14 protein-coding genes are annotated in these 15771 nt (G+C 66.5%); 7 read left to right on the forward strand and 7 right to left on the reverse strand.

Annotated features, from left to right (window positions below; all coding sequences use genetic code 11):
• Positions 1-72: 72 nt before the first annotated feature.
• Together QZ471_RS13350 and QZ471_RS13355 are read right to left on the reverse strand one after the other, a co-directional pair.
• Positions 73-1158 carry a sigma-54 dependent transcriptional regulator gene (locus QZ471_RS13350; RefSeq protein ID WP_295464440.1) on the reverse strand — a complete coding sequence of 362 codons (1086 nt, stop codon included), beginning with the start codon at positions 1156-1158 and terminating at the stop codon, positions 73-75.
• A gap of 13 nt (positions 1159-1171) precedes the next feature.
• Positions 1172-2338: an acyl-CoA dehydrogenase family protein gene (locus QZ471_RS13355; RefSeq protein WP_295464442.1), complete on the reverse strand. Its 1167-nt coding sequence runs from the start codon at positions 2336-2338 to the stop codon at positions 1172-1174.
• Positions 2339-2555: 217 nt separating this feature from the next.
• Between QZ471_RS13355 and QZ471_RS13360 the strand changes: the two genes are divergently transcribed.
• On the forward strand, positions 2556-3872 hold the full coding sequence (locus tag QZ471_RS13360) for a PAS domain-containing methyl-accepting chemotaxis protein (RefSeq protein WP_295464444.1): 1317 nt from the start codon (positions 2556-2558) through the stop codon (positions 3870-3872).
• A 70-nt stretch (positions 3873-3942) separates the two neighbouring features.
• Here the strand turns inward: QZ471_RS13360 and QZ471_RS13365 are convergent, their stop codons facing one another.
• Positions 3943-5187 (reverse strand): acyl-CoA dehydrogenase family protein, encoded by a 1245-nt coding sequence (locus tag QZ471_RS13365; protein ID WP_295464445.1) that lies wholly within the window; start codon positions 5185-5187, stop codon positions 3943-3945.
• 186 nt (positions 5188-5373) lie between these two features.
• Here QZ471_RS13365 and QZ471_RS13370 point away from each other — a divergent pair, with 186 nt between their 5' ends.
• The 3 genes from QZ471_RS13370 to QZ471_RS13380 all read left to right on the forward strand — a co-directional run bounded on the left by QZ471_RS13370 (position 5374) and on the right by QZ471_RS13380 (position 8181).
• Positions 5374-6378 carry a ribonuclease Z gene (locus QZ471_RS13370; RefSeq protein ID WP_295464447.1) on the forward strand — a complete coding sequence of 335 codons (1005 nt, stop codon included), beginning with the start codon at positions 5374-5376 and terminating at the stop codon, positions 6376-6378.
• A gap of 102 nt (positions 6379-6480) precedes the next feature.
• A complete protein-coding gene (locus QZ471_RS13375) occupies positions 6481-7602 on the forward strand; it encodes a YncE family protein (RefSeq protein ID WP_295464449.1) in 1122 nt (373 codons plus the stop codon).
• 108 nt (positions 7603-7710) lie between these two features.
• On the forward strand, positions 7711-8181 hold the full coding sequence (locus tag QZ471_RS13380; RefSeq protein ID WP_295464451.1) for an MEKHLA domain-containing protein: 471 nt from the start codon (positions 7711-7713) through the stop codon (positions 8179-8181).
• Positions 8182-8383: 202 nt separating this feature from the next.
• Here the strand turns inward: QZ471_RS13380 and QZ471_RS13385 are convergent, their stop codons facing one another.
• From QZ471_RS13385 to QZ471_RS13400, 4 genes are all read right to left on the reverse strand, one after another.
• Positions 8384-9052 carry a lactate utilization protein C gene (locus QZ471_RS13385; protein WP_295464453.1) on the reverse strand — a complete coding sequence of 223 codons (669 nt, stop codon included), beginning with the start codon at positions 9050-9052 and terminating at the stop codon, positions 8384-8386.
• The gene (locus tag QZ471_RS13390) at positions 9049-10503 is read right to left on the reverse strand and encodes a LutB/LldF family L-lactate oxidation iron-sulfur protein (RefSeq protein WP_295464455.1); all 1455 of its coding nucleotides are present in this window, start codon (positions 10501-10503) and stop codon (positions 9049-9051) included. The genes QZ471_RS13385 and QZ471_RS13390 overlap by 4 nt, the downstream gene beginning before the upstream one ends.
• Positions 10500-11324, reverse strand: coding sequence for a (Fe-S)-binding protein (locus QZ471_RS13395; protein WP_295464457.1), 825 nt, complete (start codon positions 11322-11324; stop codon positions 10500-10502). The genes QZ471_RS13390 and QZ471_RS13395 overlap by 4 nt, the downstream gene beginning before the upstream one ends.
• A gap of 74 nt (positions 11325-11398) precedes the next feature.
• The gene (locus QZ471_RS13400; RefSeq protein ID WP_295464458.1) at positions 11399-13093 is read right to left on the reverse strand and encodes a lactate permease LctP family transporter; all 1695 of its coding nucleotides are present in this window, start codon (positions 13091-13093) and stop codon (positions 11399-11401) included.
• 220 nt (positions 13094-13313) lie between these two features.
• Between QZ471_RS13400 and QZ471_RS13405 the strand changes: the two genes are divergently transcribed.
• The 3 genes from QZ471_RS13405 (at position 13314) to QZ471_RS13415 (ending at position 15771) form a co-directional block, all read left to right on the forward strand.
• On the forward strand, positions 13314-14081 hold the full coding sequence (locus QZ471_RS13405; protein ID WP_295464460.1) for an FCD domain-containing protein: 768 nt from the start codon (positions 13314-13316) through the stop codon (positions 14079-14081).
• 129 nt (positions 14082-14210) lie between these two features.
• The gene (locus tag QZ471_RS13410; RefSeq protein WP_295464463.1) at positions 14211-15383 is read left to right on the forward strand and encodes a methyl-accepting chemotaxis protein; all 1173 of its coding nucleotides are present in this window, start codon (positions 14211-14213) and stop codon (positions 15381-15383) included.
• Between the two features lie 16 nt (positions 15384-15399).
• Positions 15400-15771 carry a response regulator gene (locus QZ471_RS13415; protein ID WP_059227685.1) on the forward strand — a complete coding sequence of 124 codons (372 nt, stop codon included), beginning with the start codon at positions 15400-15402 and terminating at the stop codon, positions 15769-15771.

Here is a 15771-nt window from a genome sequence, read left to right on the forward strand (position 1 = left end):
CCTCTCAGGACGAAAACGCCAGTGTAGGGATACCCTCGCCGGGCGGGTACCCCGGTTGCGCCGTCCCGGCGGTCAGATGGAAAACTGCACCTCGCGTTCCGGCCGGGGTGCCAGCGGACGCCGATGGTTGACCACCAGTTCGCCGATGCGGATCAGGTGGGCGCGGGTGACGTTGCGACTCAGTCCGAGCAGCCGCGCCGTATGGACCTGGTTGCGGTGGCAGAAGCGATAGGCGGCGCGGACCAGGGCGTCCTCGACACGTTCGTGCAGGGCCTCGGGCTGCTCTTCGAAGAGTTGCGCGAAGGCCTCGGTGAGCAGGGCCTCGGTGGGCGCCTGGGCCGGCGGCTGGGGCTGGCTCGGCGTACGTGCAGTACGCTGGACGAAGTGCAGGTCCTCGGCCTGCAGCACGCCCTGGGGCTTGAGCAGCAGGGCGTGCTGCAGAGTGTTTTCCAGTTCGCGGATGTTACCGGGCCAGGGGTGGTCCAGCAGGCGCCGCTCCGCCGCCGGGCTCAGGGCCACCGGCGCCTGGGCATAGACATGGAGGAAGTGGCGGGCCAAGGGCAGGATGTCGCCCTGGCGCTGGCGTAACGGCAGCAGCGGCAGGCTGACCACGTTGAGGCGATACCAGAGGTCTTCGCGGAAGGTGCCTTCCGCTACCGCGCGTTCCAGCGGCACGTTGGTCGCGGCGATGATGCGGACATCCAGCGGGATGCTGCGCCGGGAGCCGAGGCGTACCACCTCGCGCTCCTGCAGCACCCGCAGCAGCTTGACCTGCACCGACAGCGGCAGGTCGCCGATCTCGTCGAGGAACAGGGTGCCGCCATTGGCCTCCTCGAACCAGCCGGCACGGGCGCCCAGGGCGCCGGTGAAGGCGCCTTTCTCATGGCCGAAGAGTTCGGCCTCGACCAGGCTCTCGGCGAAGGCGCCGCAGTTGACGGCGACGAAGGGGCCGGCGTGGCGGTGGCTCAGGGCATGGATGTGGCGCGCGATCAGCTCCTTGCCGGTGCCCGTCTCGCCGATCACCAGGACACTGGCCTCGCTGGGCGCGATCTTTTCCAAGTGGGCGAGCAGCTCCCGCGAGCGCGGATCGGTGAAGACCTGAGCGGTGGCCCGGTAGCGAGGCACCTCGGGGGTGCGCGTCAGGGTCAGCAGGGTCATGGGCAAGTCCTCTTCAGGAGTAGAAGCTGGGAGTGGGCAGGCGTTCGTTCAGCGCCCAGTCGCCCAGTTCGTGCAATTTGTAGTCGAGCGGGTCGTGCAGGGTCTGGGTGCGCAGGTTGCGCCAGTAGCGATCCAGCCGCAGCGCCCCGGCAGTGGCACGAGCACCACCGACCTCGAATAGCCGGCTGGTGAGATCCAGGCCATGGCGACTGGCGGCGACCTTGGCGGTGGCGATGGCGATGGCCAGCTCGCCGCGTGCCGCCGCGGAGAGCGCCGTCCCCTGGTGCCAGGCCTGTGCGAAGCCGCGATTGGCGCGCTCCACCAGCAGGCGGGTGCTCTCCAGGGCGACCCAGAATTCGCCGTAGTGACGCAGGACGTAGGGGTCTTCGCTGGCGCTGGCGGCCGCGGACTTGAACCAGGGACGAGCCTGGTTGCGGGTATAGCGCTGGGCTTCGGCGAAGGCGCCTTCGCCTAGGCCCAGGAAGATGTTGGCGAAGATCAGCTGGGCCAGCAGCGGCCGCAGGCAGGCGAAGGGGGTGCTGAGCGGACCGGGCTCGAGCAGCCATTCATCGTTTTCGACGCGTACGGCGTCGAAACGGGCGCTGCCGCTGTCGGTCTGGCGTTGGCCGTTGTTATCCCAATCATCGAACAACTGGATACCCGCACGCCCGGTCGGTACCACGGCGATCAGCAAGCGGCCCTGGTCGTCGTGTTCCAGTGCCGAGAGCAGCAGCAGATCGGAATCCAGGGCGCCACTGCAGAAGCTCTTCTGCCCATCCACCTGCCAGGCATCGCCCTGCCGGCGGGCGAGGGTGCGGCGGTCCAGCGGGTTGAGCGCGTTACCCCAGAACAGCGCCTCGCGGGCGGTGCGTTCGAGCCAGGGTCGCCACTGCGCCGGCTGGCCGAACAGCTGGGCGGTCGCCAGCAGCAGATGATGGAAACCGAAGACATGGGCCAGCGAACTGTCGACCCGGGCGAGTTGGCGCACGGTTTCCAGGGTTTCATCCCAGGGGGCGCCCAGGCCGCCCAACTCGTGCGGAATGCTCAGGGCCAGCAGGCCGCTCTGGCGCAAGGCGTCCCGCTCGGCCTTGGGCGTGCCGCCCTGGCGATCCCGCTCGACGGCGGTGGCGGCGAAGGTGGATAGCAGGGGCGTGAGGATTTCCAGCGCGGGATAGGTCATGGCGACTCTTGTCGGTTGGCAGGTCTGCAGGCGTTAGAACTTAAAGCCGCGCAAACCTGGATATGAAATATTTTTTGGTTATTACGTAATAGTCTGCCCGCGGCTGGCCACCCATCGTGTAAAGCGGCCACTCGGTCTTCCCCCCCTTCACCGCGCTAAAGGATTGGTCGGGCGAGGCGATACCACGGCTAGTCAATACGCCCAGCAGGTGCGCGCGATGTTCTATAAGAAACTAAAGCAGGAACTGCAGCGCCTGCGCGAGCAGTCGAACTCCTTCTTGCGACTGAAGGAGGAGCTGAACGCCGAGATGATCGGTGCCGAACTGGATGGCCGCGGCTACATCACCTCGGTGAACGCCAATTTCGAGAAGGAAATGGACCTACGGGCTGCGGACCTGGTTGGCCGGCCCCTGACCGACCTGATCCCGGCGCACATCAAGAACGAGGAACACAGCCGTCGTCTGCAGCAGAGTCTGAGTCGTGGCGAGCATTTCAGTGGCGCTCTACGCCTCACGCGTGGCGACGGGCGCGAAGCCTGGCTCCGCGGCATCCTGCATCCCTTTCACGACAGCCAGGGCCAGGTGAATCGCTTCCGGCTGTTCTGCAACAACCTGACCCGCACCATAGAGACGTCCCGCGAGCACGAAAGCCTGCTCAAGGCGCTGCGTCGCTCCACGGCGGTCATCGAGTTCAACCTCGAGGGCGAGGTACTCGACGCCAATGATCGTTTCCTGCAGGCCATGGGCTACTCGCTGACGCAGATCAAGGGCAAGCACCACCGGCTGTTCTGCGAGCCGGCGGAGGCCAATTCCGAGGCCTACCAGCAGTTCTGGGCGCGGCTGCGCCGCGGCGAGTTCGTCGTCGACCGCTTCAAGCGGTTGGACGCCCACGGCCGGGATGTTTGGCTGGAGGCGTCCTACAACCCGGTGATCGATGCCCACGACCGGCTGTACAAGATCGTCAAGTTCGCCACCGTGATTACCGAGCAGGTCGAGCAGGAACAGGCGGTGTCGGAGGCTGCCAGCGTGGCCTTCGAGACCTCCCAGCAGACCGACGACACCGCCCGCAAGGGCGCGGTGGTGGCGCAGCAGACGGTGGAGGTGATGCGCGCCCTGGCCGATCAGATGCAGGAAGCGGTGAAGGGCATCGAGGCGCTGGACAACCAGTCTCAGGTGATCGGCACCATCATCAAGACCATCAGTGGTATCGCCGAACAGACCAATCTGCTGGCACTCAACGCCGCCATCGAGGCCGCCCGGGCCGGCGAACAGGGCCGCGGCTTCGCCGTGGTGGCCGACGAGGTCCGGCAACTGGCGTCGCGCACCAGCAAGGCGACCGAGGAGATCGTCGGGGTGGTGCAGCAGAACCAGCAACTGGCCAGCGAAGCGGTGACGGTGATCGAGAGCGGTCGCCGCCAGGCCGAGCAGGGGCTGGAACTGGCCGGTCAGGCCGGGCAGGTGATCGTGGAGATCCAGGATGGCGCCCAGCGGGTGGTCGGGGCGGTAGGGCGGTTCGCCCGGCAACTGTCGAACTGATCCCGCGCGGGGTCGGCTGACGCAACGGCAACCCGCGGGTTGCCGTTTTGCCTTGAACGACGGCTGGACGTCAGCCCTGCTTGCTGCCGCCGCCGATCTGCCAGACGTAGGGCGGTTCCGTCCCCTCGATCTCCCAGGCGCCGATGATGCGTTCCTTGTAGATCAGCGGATTGTGCGAGGCGGCGGTGCGGGCATTGCGCCAGTGCCGGTCTAGTCCCTTGCTCAGGCTGGTCGCCGAAGCCCCCAGGGCGTTGAACAGGTCGCTGGTGGCGCGCAACACCAGGTCGGCCACCGCTGACTGCGCCTGGGCAGATTCCAGTTCGGCCGCGATGTTGGCCTGGTGCTCGGCGGCGGCATCCTCGGCATAGCGCGCCTCATAGGCGACCTGGGCCGCTGCCGCTGCGCTCAGGGTGGCCGCCTCCGCGGCATAGACGAAGGCCGAGGCCTTGCCCACCACCTGCTGTACCTGGGGATCGGCGCTGGCCGCGTCGGCATTGCCATGGCTGTAGACCCGCGTGCGCGCCTTCACCGCCTTGGCGAAGTCACGCACGGCGGCTTGGCCGCTACCGGTGATCACGGCCAGCAGCACCAGTTGGTAGAAGGCGGTCTGATACTTGAAGCGGGTGGCGAAGTCGATGAGGTTTTCCGGCTCCACCCGCACGTCCTCGAACACCGAGGTGCCGCTGGCGGTGGTGCGCTGGCCGAAGCCGTCCCAGTCGTCGGACTGGCGCACGCCCGGCTGGTCGGTGCGGATGGCGGCGATGACGTCGCCACCGGTATCGTCGCGCTGGGCGTAGACGTCGATCCAGTCGGCGAACAGGCTGCCGGTGCTGTAGTACTTGGTGCCATTGAGGCGCCACTCGCCATCCTGCTGGCTGACGCGGGTGATCACCTCGCCGAGCTTGACGGTGCCGATCTCGGTCCAGGCGTTACCCACCAGCTCGCCAGCGACGAAGCGTTCGAACCAGACCTGCTGGGAGGCGCTGGCGTGGGCGTTGAGGCGATCCTCGACAAAGGCGAAATGGCCGCGCAGGGCTTGGGGCAGGTTGCTGTCGGCAGCCGCCAGTTCGATCAGCAGGTGCACCAGCTGCGGCAGGCTGGCGCCGCTGCCGCCGAACTCCACCGGCACCCGCACGGCGCCGAAGCCGGCTTCCTTCAGCCAGGCGACGGGGGCGTAGGGCAGGGTGCGGGTACGTTCGCGCTCCAGGGCACCCTCGGCGATGCGCTCGAAGATCGGCCGGAAGCGGGCGGCCAGGCGTTCGTAGTCGGGCGCATCGGTGCGGGTGGGGGGCAGATGACGAGCGGGCAGATTCATGATGATCCTCGGCGGATGAAAAGGTCTACGCCAGAGCCATTGCAAGAGTATTGCCAGCCCTCCAGGGCCTGATCTGACAGGCTTTTCCGCACGCGTGCTGCCTCGGGGACAGCACGGCTGTACCAGCGCTGTTGCTAGAGCGACACCTGGCCGATCGCGCTAGACTGCCGGTTTTGCGGAGTGTCCATGGACATCCTCTTTCTCGGCACCTCCGCCGGCGTGCCGACCCGGCGGCGCAACGTCTCGGCCGTCGCCTTGATCGAGGACCAGGGCAAGGGCTGGTTCCTGGTCGACTGCGGCGAGGCCACCCAGCATCAACTTTTGCGTACGCCGCTGTCGGCAGCGGATCTGCGCGCCCTCTGCATCACCCATGTCCATGGCGATCATTGTTATGGCCTGCCGGGGCTGCTGGCCAGCGCCGCCATGACCGGACGCAGCCAGCCGCTGGTCCTGATCGCTCCCCGAGCGGTACAGGCCTGGCTCGCCGCCACCCAGGCGCTGACCGCCTTGCATCTGCCGTTCGAGATGCAGTTCCACGCCCTGGAAGACTTCACCGGCCTGGCCCTGGGCGGCTGGGACATCGATGCCTTTGCGCTTTCCCACCGTGTGCCCAGCCACGCCTTCCGCTTTCGCGAGACCCGTCGACCGCAGCGCCTCGATCCCTCTGCCCTGGCCGCTGCCCAGGTGCCCCGCGGCCCCCTGTGGGGACGGCTACAGGCGGGAGAAGACGTGATTCACCAAGGGCGCCTGCTGCTCAGTGCCGATTTCCTGCAGGCCGCCTACGGCGAGCGGCGGCTGGTGGTAGCGGGCGATAACGACGATCCCGGGCTGCTGGCCGAGGCCTGCCACGGTGCCCAGGTGCTGGTCCACGAAGCGACCTATACCCAGGCACAGGTGGACAAGACCGGCCAGAGCTGGGGCCACAGCAGCGCCGCGGGTATCGCTGGTTTCGCGGAGGCGCAGCGGTTGCCGGCCTTGCTGCTGACTCATTTCAGCCCGCGCTATCAGGCCGATCCTGGGCGGTCGCCGTCCATCGAGGAGCTGCGCCAGGAAGCCGCGGCTCACTACTCGGGCGAGCTGCACCTGGCCGAGGATTTTTCGCGATTTCGGCTGGATCGGCAGGGGCGGCTCAAAGCCCTGGACCAGAGCGGCGGGGTAGGGGACGGCGACTCCAACCAGGCAAGAGATTGAAATTCTTCGATCTTGTCTGACCTTTGCTCCTTAGGCATAGTGCGAACGTTTATCATTTCGTGATCGCAGCGATCCCTCGTACTTGATTCTTAGGAGAAGCAAATGGCGGTGTCTTTCAACAAGGTCTCGACGCTGGGCGCCCTGGCGCTGCTGTCGCTGGCAGTGGCGGCCTGTTCCAATCGCCCGGAGGCACCGACGCCACCGCCACCCGCGCCCGCTCCCGTCGCCGCGCAACCTGTCGCGCCCCAGGCGCCCGCCGAACTCAAGCGCATCGAGCTCGGCTATGGCCTTTACGAGTTGGCCTACAGCCCGGCCAAGCAAGCAGTCTATGCCGCGACCGCGCAACTGACCAAGGGCGTCACCGGTGGGGTGATCTACCAGCTCGATCCGGCGACCCTGGCCATCACCGGGCAGATCCACACCGACCTGAAGAATTTCGCCCTGACCACCGATGCCGCTGGCGAAACCCTATTCGTCACCAACTCCCTGGACGGCGGCCTGACGCGCATCGACCTGCGTACCGGCAAGGTGGAGAAGCGCCTGAAGTTCAACGAGATGGGCCGCGACGGCCATCCGGTCAATCCGCGCCAGGTCATCCTTCTCGACGGCAACCTCTATGTCGGCGGCGTCGGCGATCCGGGCGTGATCTGGGTGGTGGACGCCAAGACCCTGACCCTCAAGGCGCGCATCCCCAATGCCGGCAAATGGGTGACCGGGCTGCTGTACTCGGAGGACACCGGGCGTCTCTATGCGGCCAACGGCAGCGGCGAAGTGCTGGTGATCAATCCGCGTACCCGCAAGATCGAGCAGCGCTGGACGCCGGGCGACGGCGGCAAGTACCTGCTGCTGAACCTGGCCGAGGATCGGGCGAACCATCAACTGTTCGTCACCGACAATTCCGAAGCCAAGACCGTGCTGGTCTTCGATATCCGCAGCGGCAAGGTGATCAAGCGCCTGGCGGTGGGCGATGCCCTGGCGATCAAGCTCAATACCAAACGCAACGAGCTGTACATCACCCAGCGCGAAAGCGGTCGGCTGCTGATCCTCGACGCCACCACCTACGCCGAGAAGAAGGCCTACGACCTCAAGCCCAATCCCAACAGCCTGCTGGTCAGCCCTGATGGCCAGACGCTGTATGCGACGGTGAAGACGCCCTTCGACAAGGAATACATGAACACCGCGCCGGAAAGCGTGGTGCGCATCGACCTCACCGCGGTGAAGTAAACCGCGCCGCCTTGGCCACCGCAGCGTCCTGCTGCGGTGGCCCCGGGCTTCCCAAGCTCGCCGGCTTGCTCTTGAATGCGTGGGTTCCACCACCCAGGAGCCGCCCCTTTGTCCACGACCGATCTCAGCCTGCTTCCGCTGGTGGAAGCCTCCTACCGCCACTGGCTCGGCCAGCCGCTGCCGCGTCCTGTCGACTTGCCTGAGGCCGACCTGCCTGCCTGGCTGCATGAGCGGGCGCCCTATGCCCTGCTGGCCCACGGCAGCGAAGGCGATCCGCTGTTCTGCTACGCCAACCACCAGGCCCTCTGCTGCTTTGGCTATTCCCGGGCCGAGTTCATCGGCATGCCTTCACGGCTGAGCGCCTCGCCGAAGGATCGGGCGGCGCGGCAGGTGCTGATGGAAACGGTGGGTCGCCAGGGTTTCGCCACGGATTATGCCGGCTGGCGGGTGCACCGGACGGGGCGGCCATTCATGATCCATGCGGGCGTGGTGTGGAATCTGGTCGATGCCGAGGGACGCCGCCTAGGGCAGGCGGCGCTGTTCTGGCCGGATGAGCAGCGGATCGGGCAGGTGGAGTGAGCCAGGGATTGTCGGCTCAGTTGCGCCCGGAAGATCGGTGAATTCGTGGACAAGGCTGTGCCGTTTTTCACCCTCGCATGCCCGCCGTAGGGTGGAAAACCGCGTAGCGTTTTCCACGCGGGGTTAAGGCCAGATTCCCGCGTTTAACGAAACTGCCCCCTCTCCCTAGGGGGAGAGGGTTGGGGTGAGGGGGCACAACCCATCACTCATCCTCGACGATCAGCACCACCAGATCCCTCGGCCCATGGGCGCCATAGGCCAGCACCTGCTCGATGTCGGCGGTCTTGGACGGCCCGGAGATCAGCAGGGCATTGGTCGGCATGCCGTCCTGCCAGCGGTGCTGTCGCTGCAGTTCGTAGAAGTTGTCCACCACGGTGCTGGCCCGGAGCAGGGCGATGTGTAGCGGTGGTACCAGGCTCATCAGGCGTGGTTCCTGGCGATCCGGCCAGAGCACCAGGCTGCCGGTGGAAGCCAGGGCGCCCAGGGTGCCGGTGAGGCTGGCCGGGGTGTCGTTGAACAGCTCGGCCTTCCATTCTTCCACCGGGCGGTCGTAGGCCTTCCAGCGCGGCTGGCCATCGCTCTGCCAGCGCTCCACCAGGCGCGCACCATGGGGCGTGCCAGGGGCGATCAGCAGTTGGTCCAGACCCCGCTCGGCGAGGACGCGCTCGACCAGCGCCGGCCAGTCCGCCGTGGTGGTCAGGTGGGTTTCGGTATGCACCGTCTCCATCAGGGTGCGCAGGCGGGAGATGCGCTCTGCGGGTGGATAGCGCCAGGGTTCGGTCACCAGGGCTTCGTCGAAGTTATCGGCCAGCGGCTGGGTGCCCTGCAGACTGCCGCGCAGCTTGGCGAGGATGTTGTCGCGGGCGCTCATGGGCGTTTCTCCAGGTGGTCGCGAGCCAGCTCGTGGAGCGAGCGACGGGCAGGTTTGGGTGCGCTGTGGTGCTCCGTCCAGGGGCCGAGCTGGCCGGGGGTGAAGCGGCCGAAGCGGGTGGCCAGATAGCTGAAGCCGCGATAGAGCAGCGGCGAGGTATAGAGATTCTGCCAGGCATGCCAGGTCCAGCGCTCGCGGGCGGAGAACTTGCTGCCCTGGCCGCGCAGCAGGTGCGGCTCGGCGTCGGGCGCCTTGACGTTTTCCTCGCGCAATCGCCGCAACAGCGCCGGAATCGGGATCTTGACCGGGCAGACTTCGCCGCAGGCGCCACACAGCGACGAGGCGCTGGGATGATCGGGCGCGCGCTCCAGACCCACCAGGTGCGGGGTGATGATGGCGCCGATGGGGCCGGGATAGACCTCGCCATAGGCATGGCCGCCGATGCGGGTATAGACCGGGCAGTGGTTCATGCAGGCGCCGCAGCGGATGCAGTTGAGGGTCTGGCGCAATTCGCTGTCGGCGAAGGCCTGGCTGCGACCATTGTCCAGCAGCACCAGGTGCACCTCGCGCGGGCCGTCCAGTTCCTCGGCCTTGCGTGGCCCGGAGATCATGTTGACGTAGGTGGTGATGGGCTGGCCCAGGGCGGAGCGCGTCAGCAGCGACAGCAGCGGCACCACGTCGCGCAGATTCTCCACCACCTTCTCGATGCCGGTCACGGCGATGTGCACCGGCGGCACCGTGGTAGACATCCGCCCGTTGCCCTCGTTTTCCACCAGCAGCAGGGTGCCGGTCTCGGCGACGGCGAAGTTGACCCCGGAGATGCCGATGTCGGCCTCGAAGAATTTCTGCCGCAGCACCCGCCGGCCGGTCTGGATGAGTTCGTCGACGTCGGTGGTGTAGGGCTCGTCCAGATGCTCGTGGAAGAGGGTGCCGACCTGCTGCCGGTTGAGGTGGATGGCCGGCATGATGATGTGCGACGGCTTCTCGCCGGCGAGCTGGATGATGTACTCGCCCATGTCCGACTCCAGGCAGTCGATGCCCTGGGCGCCGAGGACGTGGTTCATGTCCATCTCTTCGCTGACCATGGACTTGCCCTTGATCAGCAGTTTGGCCGCATGGCGCTCGGCGATCTGCTGGACGATGGCGTTGGCCTCGGCCGTGGTCTCGGCCCAGTGCACCTGGACGCCATTGCGCGTGAGGTTAGCCTCCAGGCGTTCCAGCAGCTCCGGCAGCTTGGACAGCGCCCGGGCACGGGTGCGATTGCCCAGTTCGCGCAGGCGCTCGCGCTCGTCGGCATCGCTCATGCTGGCCAGGCGCTTGGTCATCAGCGAATCCATGGCCGTGCGGAAGTTGCGCCTGAGCTGGTCGTCGCCCAGGGCCTGCCGCGCACGGGTCTTAAAGGGAGGCGCTTCGCTGACGTCGGTGAGGGGGATCTTCAGCATCTCGTTCATGTGGCACCTCCGATACGGCGCCAGAGAAAGCTCGCCAGGTGTTCGCCACGCAGGGCGGCGCGCTGCTTTTCCAGGGCGCCGTTGATGTTCATCAGGCACCCGCAGTCGGCGGTGAGCACCTGGGCCGCGCCGCTGTCCTGCAGGGCACGGGTCTTGTCCGCCACCATGGCACCGGAGATGTCCGGCATCCGCACCGAGAAGGTGCCGCCAAAGCCGCAGCATTCGCTTTCGTGGTCATGGTCGACACGCTCCACGGCCTCTAGCTGGCCGAGCAGGGCGCGGCCGTGCACATGGGTCTGCATCTCGCGGCGGGCGCTGCAGGAGGTGTGCAGCGCCACCTTGGTCGGAGCGCCGCGATCCTGGTAGTCGACCTGGCAGACGTGCAGCAGGAATTCCGCGAGCTCGTAGGTGCGCTCGGCCAGATCCTGCACCTGACGCAGGGTCTCCGGCTCGTCGGCGAACAGCTCGGCATAGTGATGGCGCAGCATCCCGGCGCAGGAGCCGGAGGGCACCACCACCGGCCAGGGCTCGGCGAACAATGCCAGCTGGGTGCGGGCGACGGCGCGGGCTTCCTCGGTGTAGCCCGAGGTATAGGCCGGCTGGCCGCAGCAACTCTGCGCCTGGGGGAAATGCACGCGGATGCCTTCGCGCTCCAGCAGGCGAATGCTGTCCATGCCGGCTTCGGGATAGAAGAGGTCCACCACGCAGGTGCCGAACAGATAGACCTGGGTCGGTTTCTCGTGCGGATAGGTCCGCGGCGGCGCCAGGGGCGGCGCGGTACGGGTAGCGTTGGGGGCGGCGTTATGGAAGAGGTCGTTCATCAGGCGTCACTCCGGGTTGGCCCGGTTGTAAGGAGAACCGGCGGCGACCGGAGCCGCCGCCGGGAACCGCGCGATCAGTGCACCAGCATGCCGGTGAACACATAGGCCTGCGCCAGGGTGATCAACCCGACCAGCACGGCGAAGCCGATGCTGTGGCGCACGGTGAAGCGGAACAGGTCGGACTCCTTGCCCACCATGCCGGTGGCGGCGCAGGCCACGGCGATGGATTGCGGCGAGATCATCTTGCCGGTCACACCGCCGGAGCTGTTGGCCGCTACCAGCAGGGTGTCGGAGACGCCGATTTGGTGCGCGGTGGTGGCCTGCAGCGAGCCGAACAGGGCGTTGGACGAGGTATCTGAACCGGTCAGGAACACCCCCAGCCAACCCAGCAGCGGCGAGAAGAAGGGGAACAGTGCGCCGGTACCGGCCAGCAGCAGGGCCAGGGTGGTGGACATGCCCGAGTAGTTGACGACGAAGGCGAAGGCCAGCACGAGTCCGATGGACAGGATCGGCTTGCGCAACTCCACCAGGGTTTCCTTGAACACGCCCAGGGCGGTCGAGGGCTTGATGCGGAAGATGGCCATGGAGATCAGCGCCGAGATCAGGATGGCGGTGCCCGAGGCCGACAGCAGGTCGAGCTTGTAGACCGCCGGCATGGGGGTGGGCGTGGCGACGATGGGCGCCGCCTTGAGCACCAGCTTGTCCAGGTAGGGCACCGGCACATTGATCACCAGCGCATAGAGGGCACCGCCGCTGGCGAACAGCGCCTTGAAGGCCTTGGTGGTCCAGATCGTCACCACCACGGTGAGGATCAGGAAGGGCGACCAGGCCTTGATCACGGTGCCCAGGGAGTGCTCCGGCGGCAGGCGACCGCCGCTGCCGAAGCCAACCCCGCCGCCCAGCATGGCGGCACCACCGCCGCCGACCACGGTGGTGGCACCGGCGGTGGCGTGCTGCGGCTGACGCAATTTCAGGTAGGCGGTGAGGGCGATCATGGCCGCCAGCGACGAGGTGATGTCGGGCAGTTCCGGGCCGATGAAGTTGGAGGTCAGGTACTGGAACACCGCGAAGGTGCCGCCGCAGATCAGCGCCGGTTTCCAGGTTTCCCGCAGGCCGCGCATGCCATCCATCATGAACATCAGCCACAGGGGCACCAGCAGCGACAACAGTGGCAGCTGGCGACCGGTCATGGCGCCGATCTTGAAGGCGTCGATGCCGGTCACCTGGCCGGCGACGATGGTGGGGATGCCCAGGGCGCCGAAGGCCACCGGCGCGGTATTGGCGATCAGGCAGAGGCCGGCGGCCTTCAGCGGATTGTGGCCCAGGCCCACCAGCAGCGCGGCGGTGATGGCCACCGGCGCGCCGAAGCCGGCCGCACCCTCCAGGAAGGCGCCGAAGCAGAAGCCGATCAGCAGCACCTGCAGACGCTGGTCATCGGTGATGGACAGCACCGAGCTGCGGATGATGTCGAACTGGCCGCACTTGACCGTCAGTTTGTAGAGGAACACCGCCGTGACGATGATCCAGGCGATGGGCCAGAGGCCGTAGAGGAAGCCGTAACCGGCCGACGCCAGCGCCTTGTCCACCGGCATGTGGTAGACGAACAGGGCGATGACCAGGGCGATCGCCAGGGTCAGGGCGCCGGCCACGTGGCCTTTGAGACGCAGGCCGGCGAGGGCGACGAAGAAGAACAGGATCGGTAGGGCGGCGACGAAGGCCGAAAGGCCCAGGCTACCGAGCGGTAGATAGACTTGTTGCCAGGTTTCCATCGGGTGCTCCTTGATTGTTTTTGTAGGGAGGCGGCAGGACGGGGTTGCACGGCATCGCGACCTGTGGCAAAAATTGGTAAGACCAATTTACAAGGGCGACTTCACGCACGTTAAGCGGGGTCTTTGCGCCTGTCAAATCGACGGGCTGCGACTTTAGTCGGCCAGCGGCTGCCCAGCGGTGTCCCGGGCCGCCGCCCACGGGCTTTTCTCGAGGTTTTTCATGGGTTTCGAACCGGTCAAGCAACGTCGTCTGTCGGACGACATCGTCAAGCATCTGGAAGCGCTGATCGCCGAAGGCTCACTGCGACCCGGCGAGCGCCTGCCGGCCGAACGCGCCCTGGCCGAGCGCTTCGGGGTATCACGACCGTCGCTGCGCGAGGCGATCCAGAAACTGGTGGCGCGCGGGTTGCTGCTCAGTCGGCAGGGCGGCGGCACCTATGTCACCGAAGCCCTGAACAGCGCCTTCACCGATCCGCTGTTGCCTTTGCTGGAGAGCCGCGAAGAGACGCGGCGCGATCTGCTGGAGTTTCGCCACACCCTGGAGAGCGCCTGCGCCTATTACGCCGCGCAGCGGGCCACCGAGCCGGATCTGGCGCGGCTGAAGCTGGCCTGGGAACGCCTGGAGGACTGCTACCGCCGACGCGAGACCATCAGTCGGGAAGAGGAGGGGGAGGCCGATGCGGCCTTTCACATGGCCATCGCCGAGGCCAGTCACAATGCCGTCTATCTACACAGCATCCGCAGTCTTTTCGAGCTGCTCCGGCACCACATGGTGACCAACATCGGCGGCATGCATGCCCAGCGCGGCGAAACCCGCGAGCGGTTGCTCGAACAGCATCGGGCACTCTACGAAGCCATTGTCGACGGACGCGCCGAGGCCGCGCGGGAGGCAGCCAACCGGCATCTGGCTTATGTGCAGGAAGTCCTGGTGGAGGCGGGGGCGGTGGCTCATCGGCTAGCGCGCGCCAGGCGCCGCGATGAGTTTTAGAATCATTTAGAAACAATATCATTTTGATATTATTAATTTATTTTTCGAGTTCCCTAAAGTTTTCCCTGCCAAGCCGTGATAACCCGGTCACACTCTCTCGCTTTAGGGCGTCTAGACCGGTACTTGACAGTGGCCACACATATTTCAGACATCCGAGTTCCACCCTTCCTGCTGACGCCAGCCGTTCTGGGTGCAACGTCGGTATTCTCGCTGTTCGGCGTTGCCGGGCTCTCGACCACGACCCTCGTCCTCGGTGGCGTCCAGATCGCCCTGGCGGCAGGCGCCGCCATCTGGCAATACCAGCGCGCCGCCACCCTGCAGGGTGAGCTGCAGGCTGCCCAGGCGGTAGGCGAGGAACTCAGCCTGGCCCGCGACGAGGCGCTGGAAAATCTCTGCATCGCCGTGCTTCCCGTGTGGTCCGAGCAGATCGAGGCCGCGCGTGCTCACACCGAGCAGGAAATCGTCAGTCTGACCAGCCGCTTCGCCGAGCTGGCCGGCCGTATCGAGAGCGTGGCGGGCAACGACCAGGGCGGCGGTGATCGCCTGGTGAACCTGATGGCCGCCAGCCAGAACCAGCTGGACGGCATCCTGCAGTCCTTGCGCGAGGCGCTCTCCAGCAAGGGTGCCCTGCTCAACGAGGTCAACGGCCTGGCCTCGCTCACCGAGCAGCTCAAGAGCATGGCCAAGGACGTCGGCGACGTGGCGCGCCAGACCAACCTCCTGGCGCTCAACGCCGCCATCGAAGCGGCACGCGCCGGCGAGGCCGGTCGCGGCTTTGCGGTGGTCGCCGACGAGGTGCGCAAGCTCTCCACCCTGTCCGGCGATACCGGCCAGAAGATCGGCGAGACCGTGGAGACCGTGAACGGCGCCATCGCTCGCACCCTCGAACTGTCGCAGCGCCATGCCGAGCGCGATACCGGCACCCTGAACCAGTCCGGCGAGACCATCGAGCAGGTCATCGGTGCCTTCGGTGGCACCACCCGCGAGGTGGTCGAGCGTAGCGATGCCCTGGCGGAAAACGCCTCGGCCGTCGGTGGCGCCATCGCCGAGGTCCTGGTCGCCCTGCAATTCCAGGATCGGGTCAGCCAGATGCTCGGCCACGTCCGTGACGACCAGGCCCGTCTGGAGCGCCTGGTCGCCGAACGGCGCGCCCTAGCGGCCAACGGCCAAGCGCTGCCTCCTCTCGATACCAAGGCCTGGCTCGCCGAGCTGGCCCGCACCTACACCATGGCCGAGCAGGTCGCCGTACACCACGGCAAACGTCCCGCCGCCACCGCCGAATCCGATATCACCTTCTTCTAACAGGGAAGCTCCCGCTATGAGCAACAAGACCATTCTGATCGTCGACGACTCCATTTCCATCCGCCAGGTGGTCGCCATGACCCTCAAGGGTGCCGGTTATGACGTCATCGAAGGCTGTGACGGCCGCGACGCCCTCACCAAGCTGGATGGCCGCAAGATCCACCTGATCATCAGTGACGTGAACATGCCCAACATGGACGGCATCACCTTCGTCACCGCGGCCAAGAAGCTGCCGGCCTACAAGTTCACCCCGGTGATCATGCTGACCACCGAATCGGACGCCACCAAGAAGGCCGCCGGCCAGGCCGCCGGCGCCAAGGCCTGGATGGTCAAGCCCTTCCAGCCGGCGCAGATGTTGGCGGCGGTTTCCAAATTGATCATGCCCTGA

It is taken from the genome of uncultured Pseudomonas sp., from assembly GCF_913774235.1.
Classification (GTDB): Bacteria; Pseudomonadota; Gammaproteobacteria; order Pseudomonadales; family Pseudomonadaceae; genus Chryseomonas.

Bases quoted from the DNA above. Each gene is read 5' to 3' on its own strand.
- QZ471_RS13350 (WP_295464440.1), bottom strand. From the start codon at position 1,158: ATGACCCTGCTGACCCTGACGCGCACCCCCGAGGTGCCTCGCTACCGG.
- QZ471_RS13355 (WP_295464442.1), bottom strand. From the start codon at position 2,338: ATGACCTATCCCGCGCTGGAAATCCTCACGCCCCTGCTATCCACCTTC.
- QZ471_RS13360 (WP_295464444.1), top strand. From the start codon at position 2,556: ATGTTCTATAAGAAACTAAAGCAGGAACTGCAGCGCCTGCGCGAGCAG.
- QZ471_RS13365 (WP_295464445.1), bottom strand. From the start codon at position 5,187: ATGAATCTGCCCGCTCGTCATCTGCCCCCCACCCGCACCGATGCGCCC.
- QZ471_RS13370 (WP_295464447.1), top strand. From the start codon at position 5,374: ATGGACATCCTCTTTCTCGGCACCTCCGCCGGCGTGCCGACCCGGCGG.
- QZ471_RS13375 (WP_295464449.1), top strand. From the start codon at position 6,481: ATGGCGGTGTCTTTCAACAAGGTCTCGACGCTGGGCGCCCTGGCGCTG.
- QZ471_RS13385 (WP_295464453.1), bottom strand. From the start codon at position 9,052: ATGAGCGCCCGCGACAACATCCTCGCCAAGCTGCGCGGCAGTCTGCAG.
- QZ471_RS13390 (WP_295464455.1), bottom strand. From the start codon at position 10,503: ATGAACGAGATGCTGAAGATCCCCCTCACCGACGTCAGCGAAGCGCCT.
- QZ471_RS13395 (WP_295464457.1), bottom strand. From the start codon at position 11,324: ATGAACGACCTCTTCCATAACGCCGCCCCCAACGCTACCCGTACCGCG.
- QZ471_RS13400 (WP_295464458.1), bottom strand. From the start codon at position 13,093: ATGGAAACCTGGCAACAAGTCTATCTACCGCTCGGTAGCCTGGGCCTT.
- QZ471_RS13405 (WP_295464460.1), top strand. From the start codon at position 13,314: ATGGGTTTCGAACCGGTCAAGCAACGTCGTCTGTCGGACGACATCGTC.
- QZ471_RS13415 (WP_059227685.1), top strand. From the start codon at position 15,400: ATGAGCAACAAGACCATTCTGATCGTCGACGACTCCATTTCCATCCGC.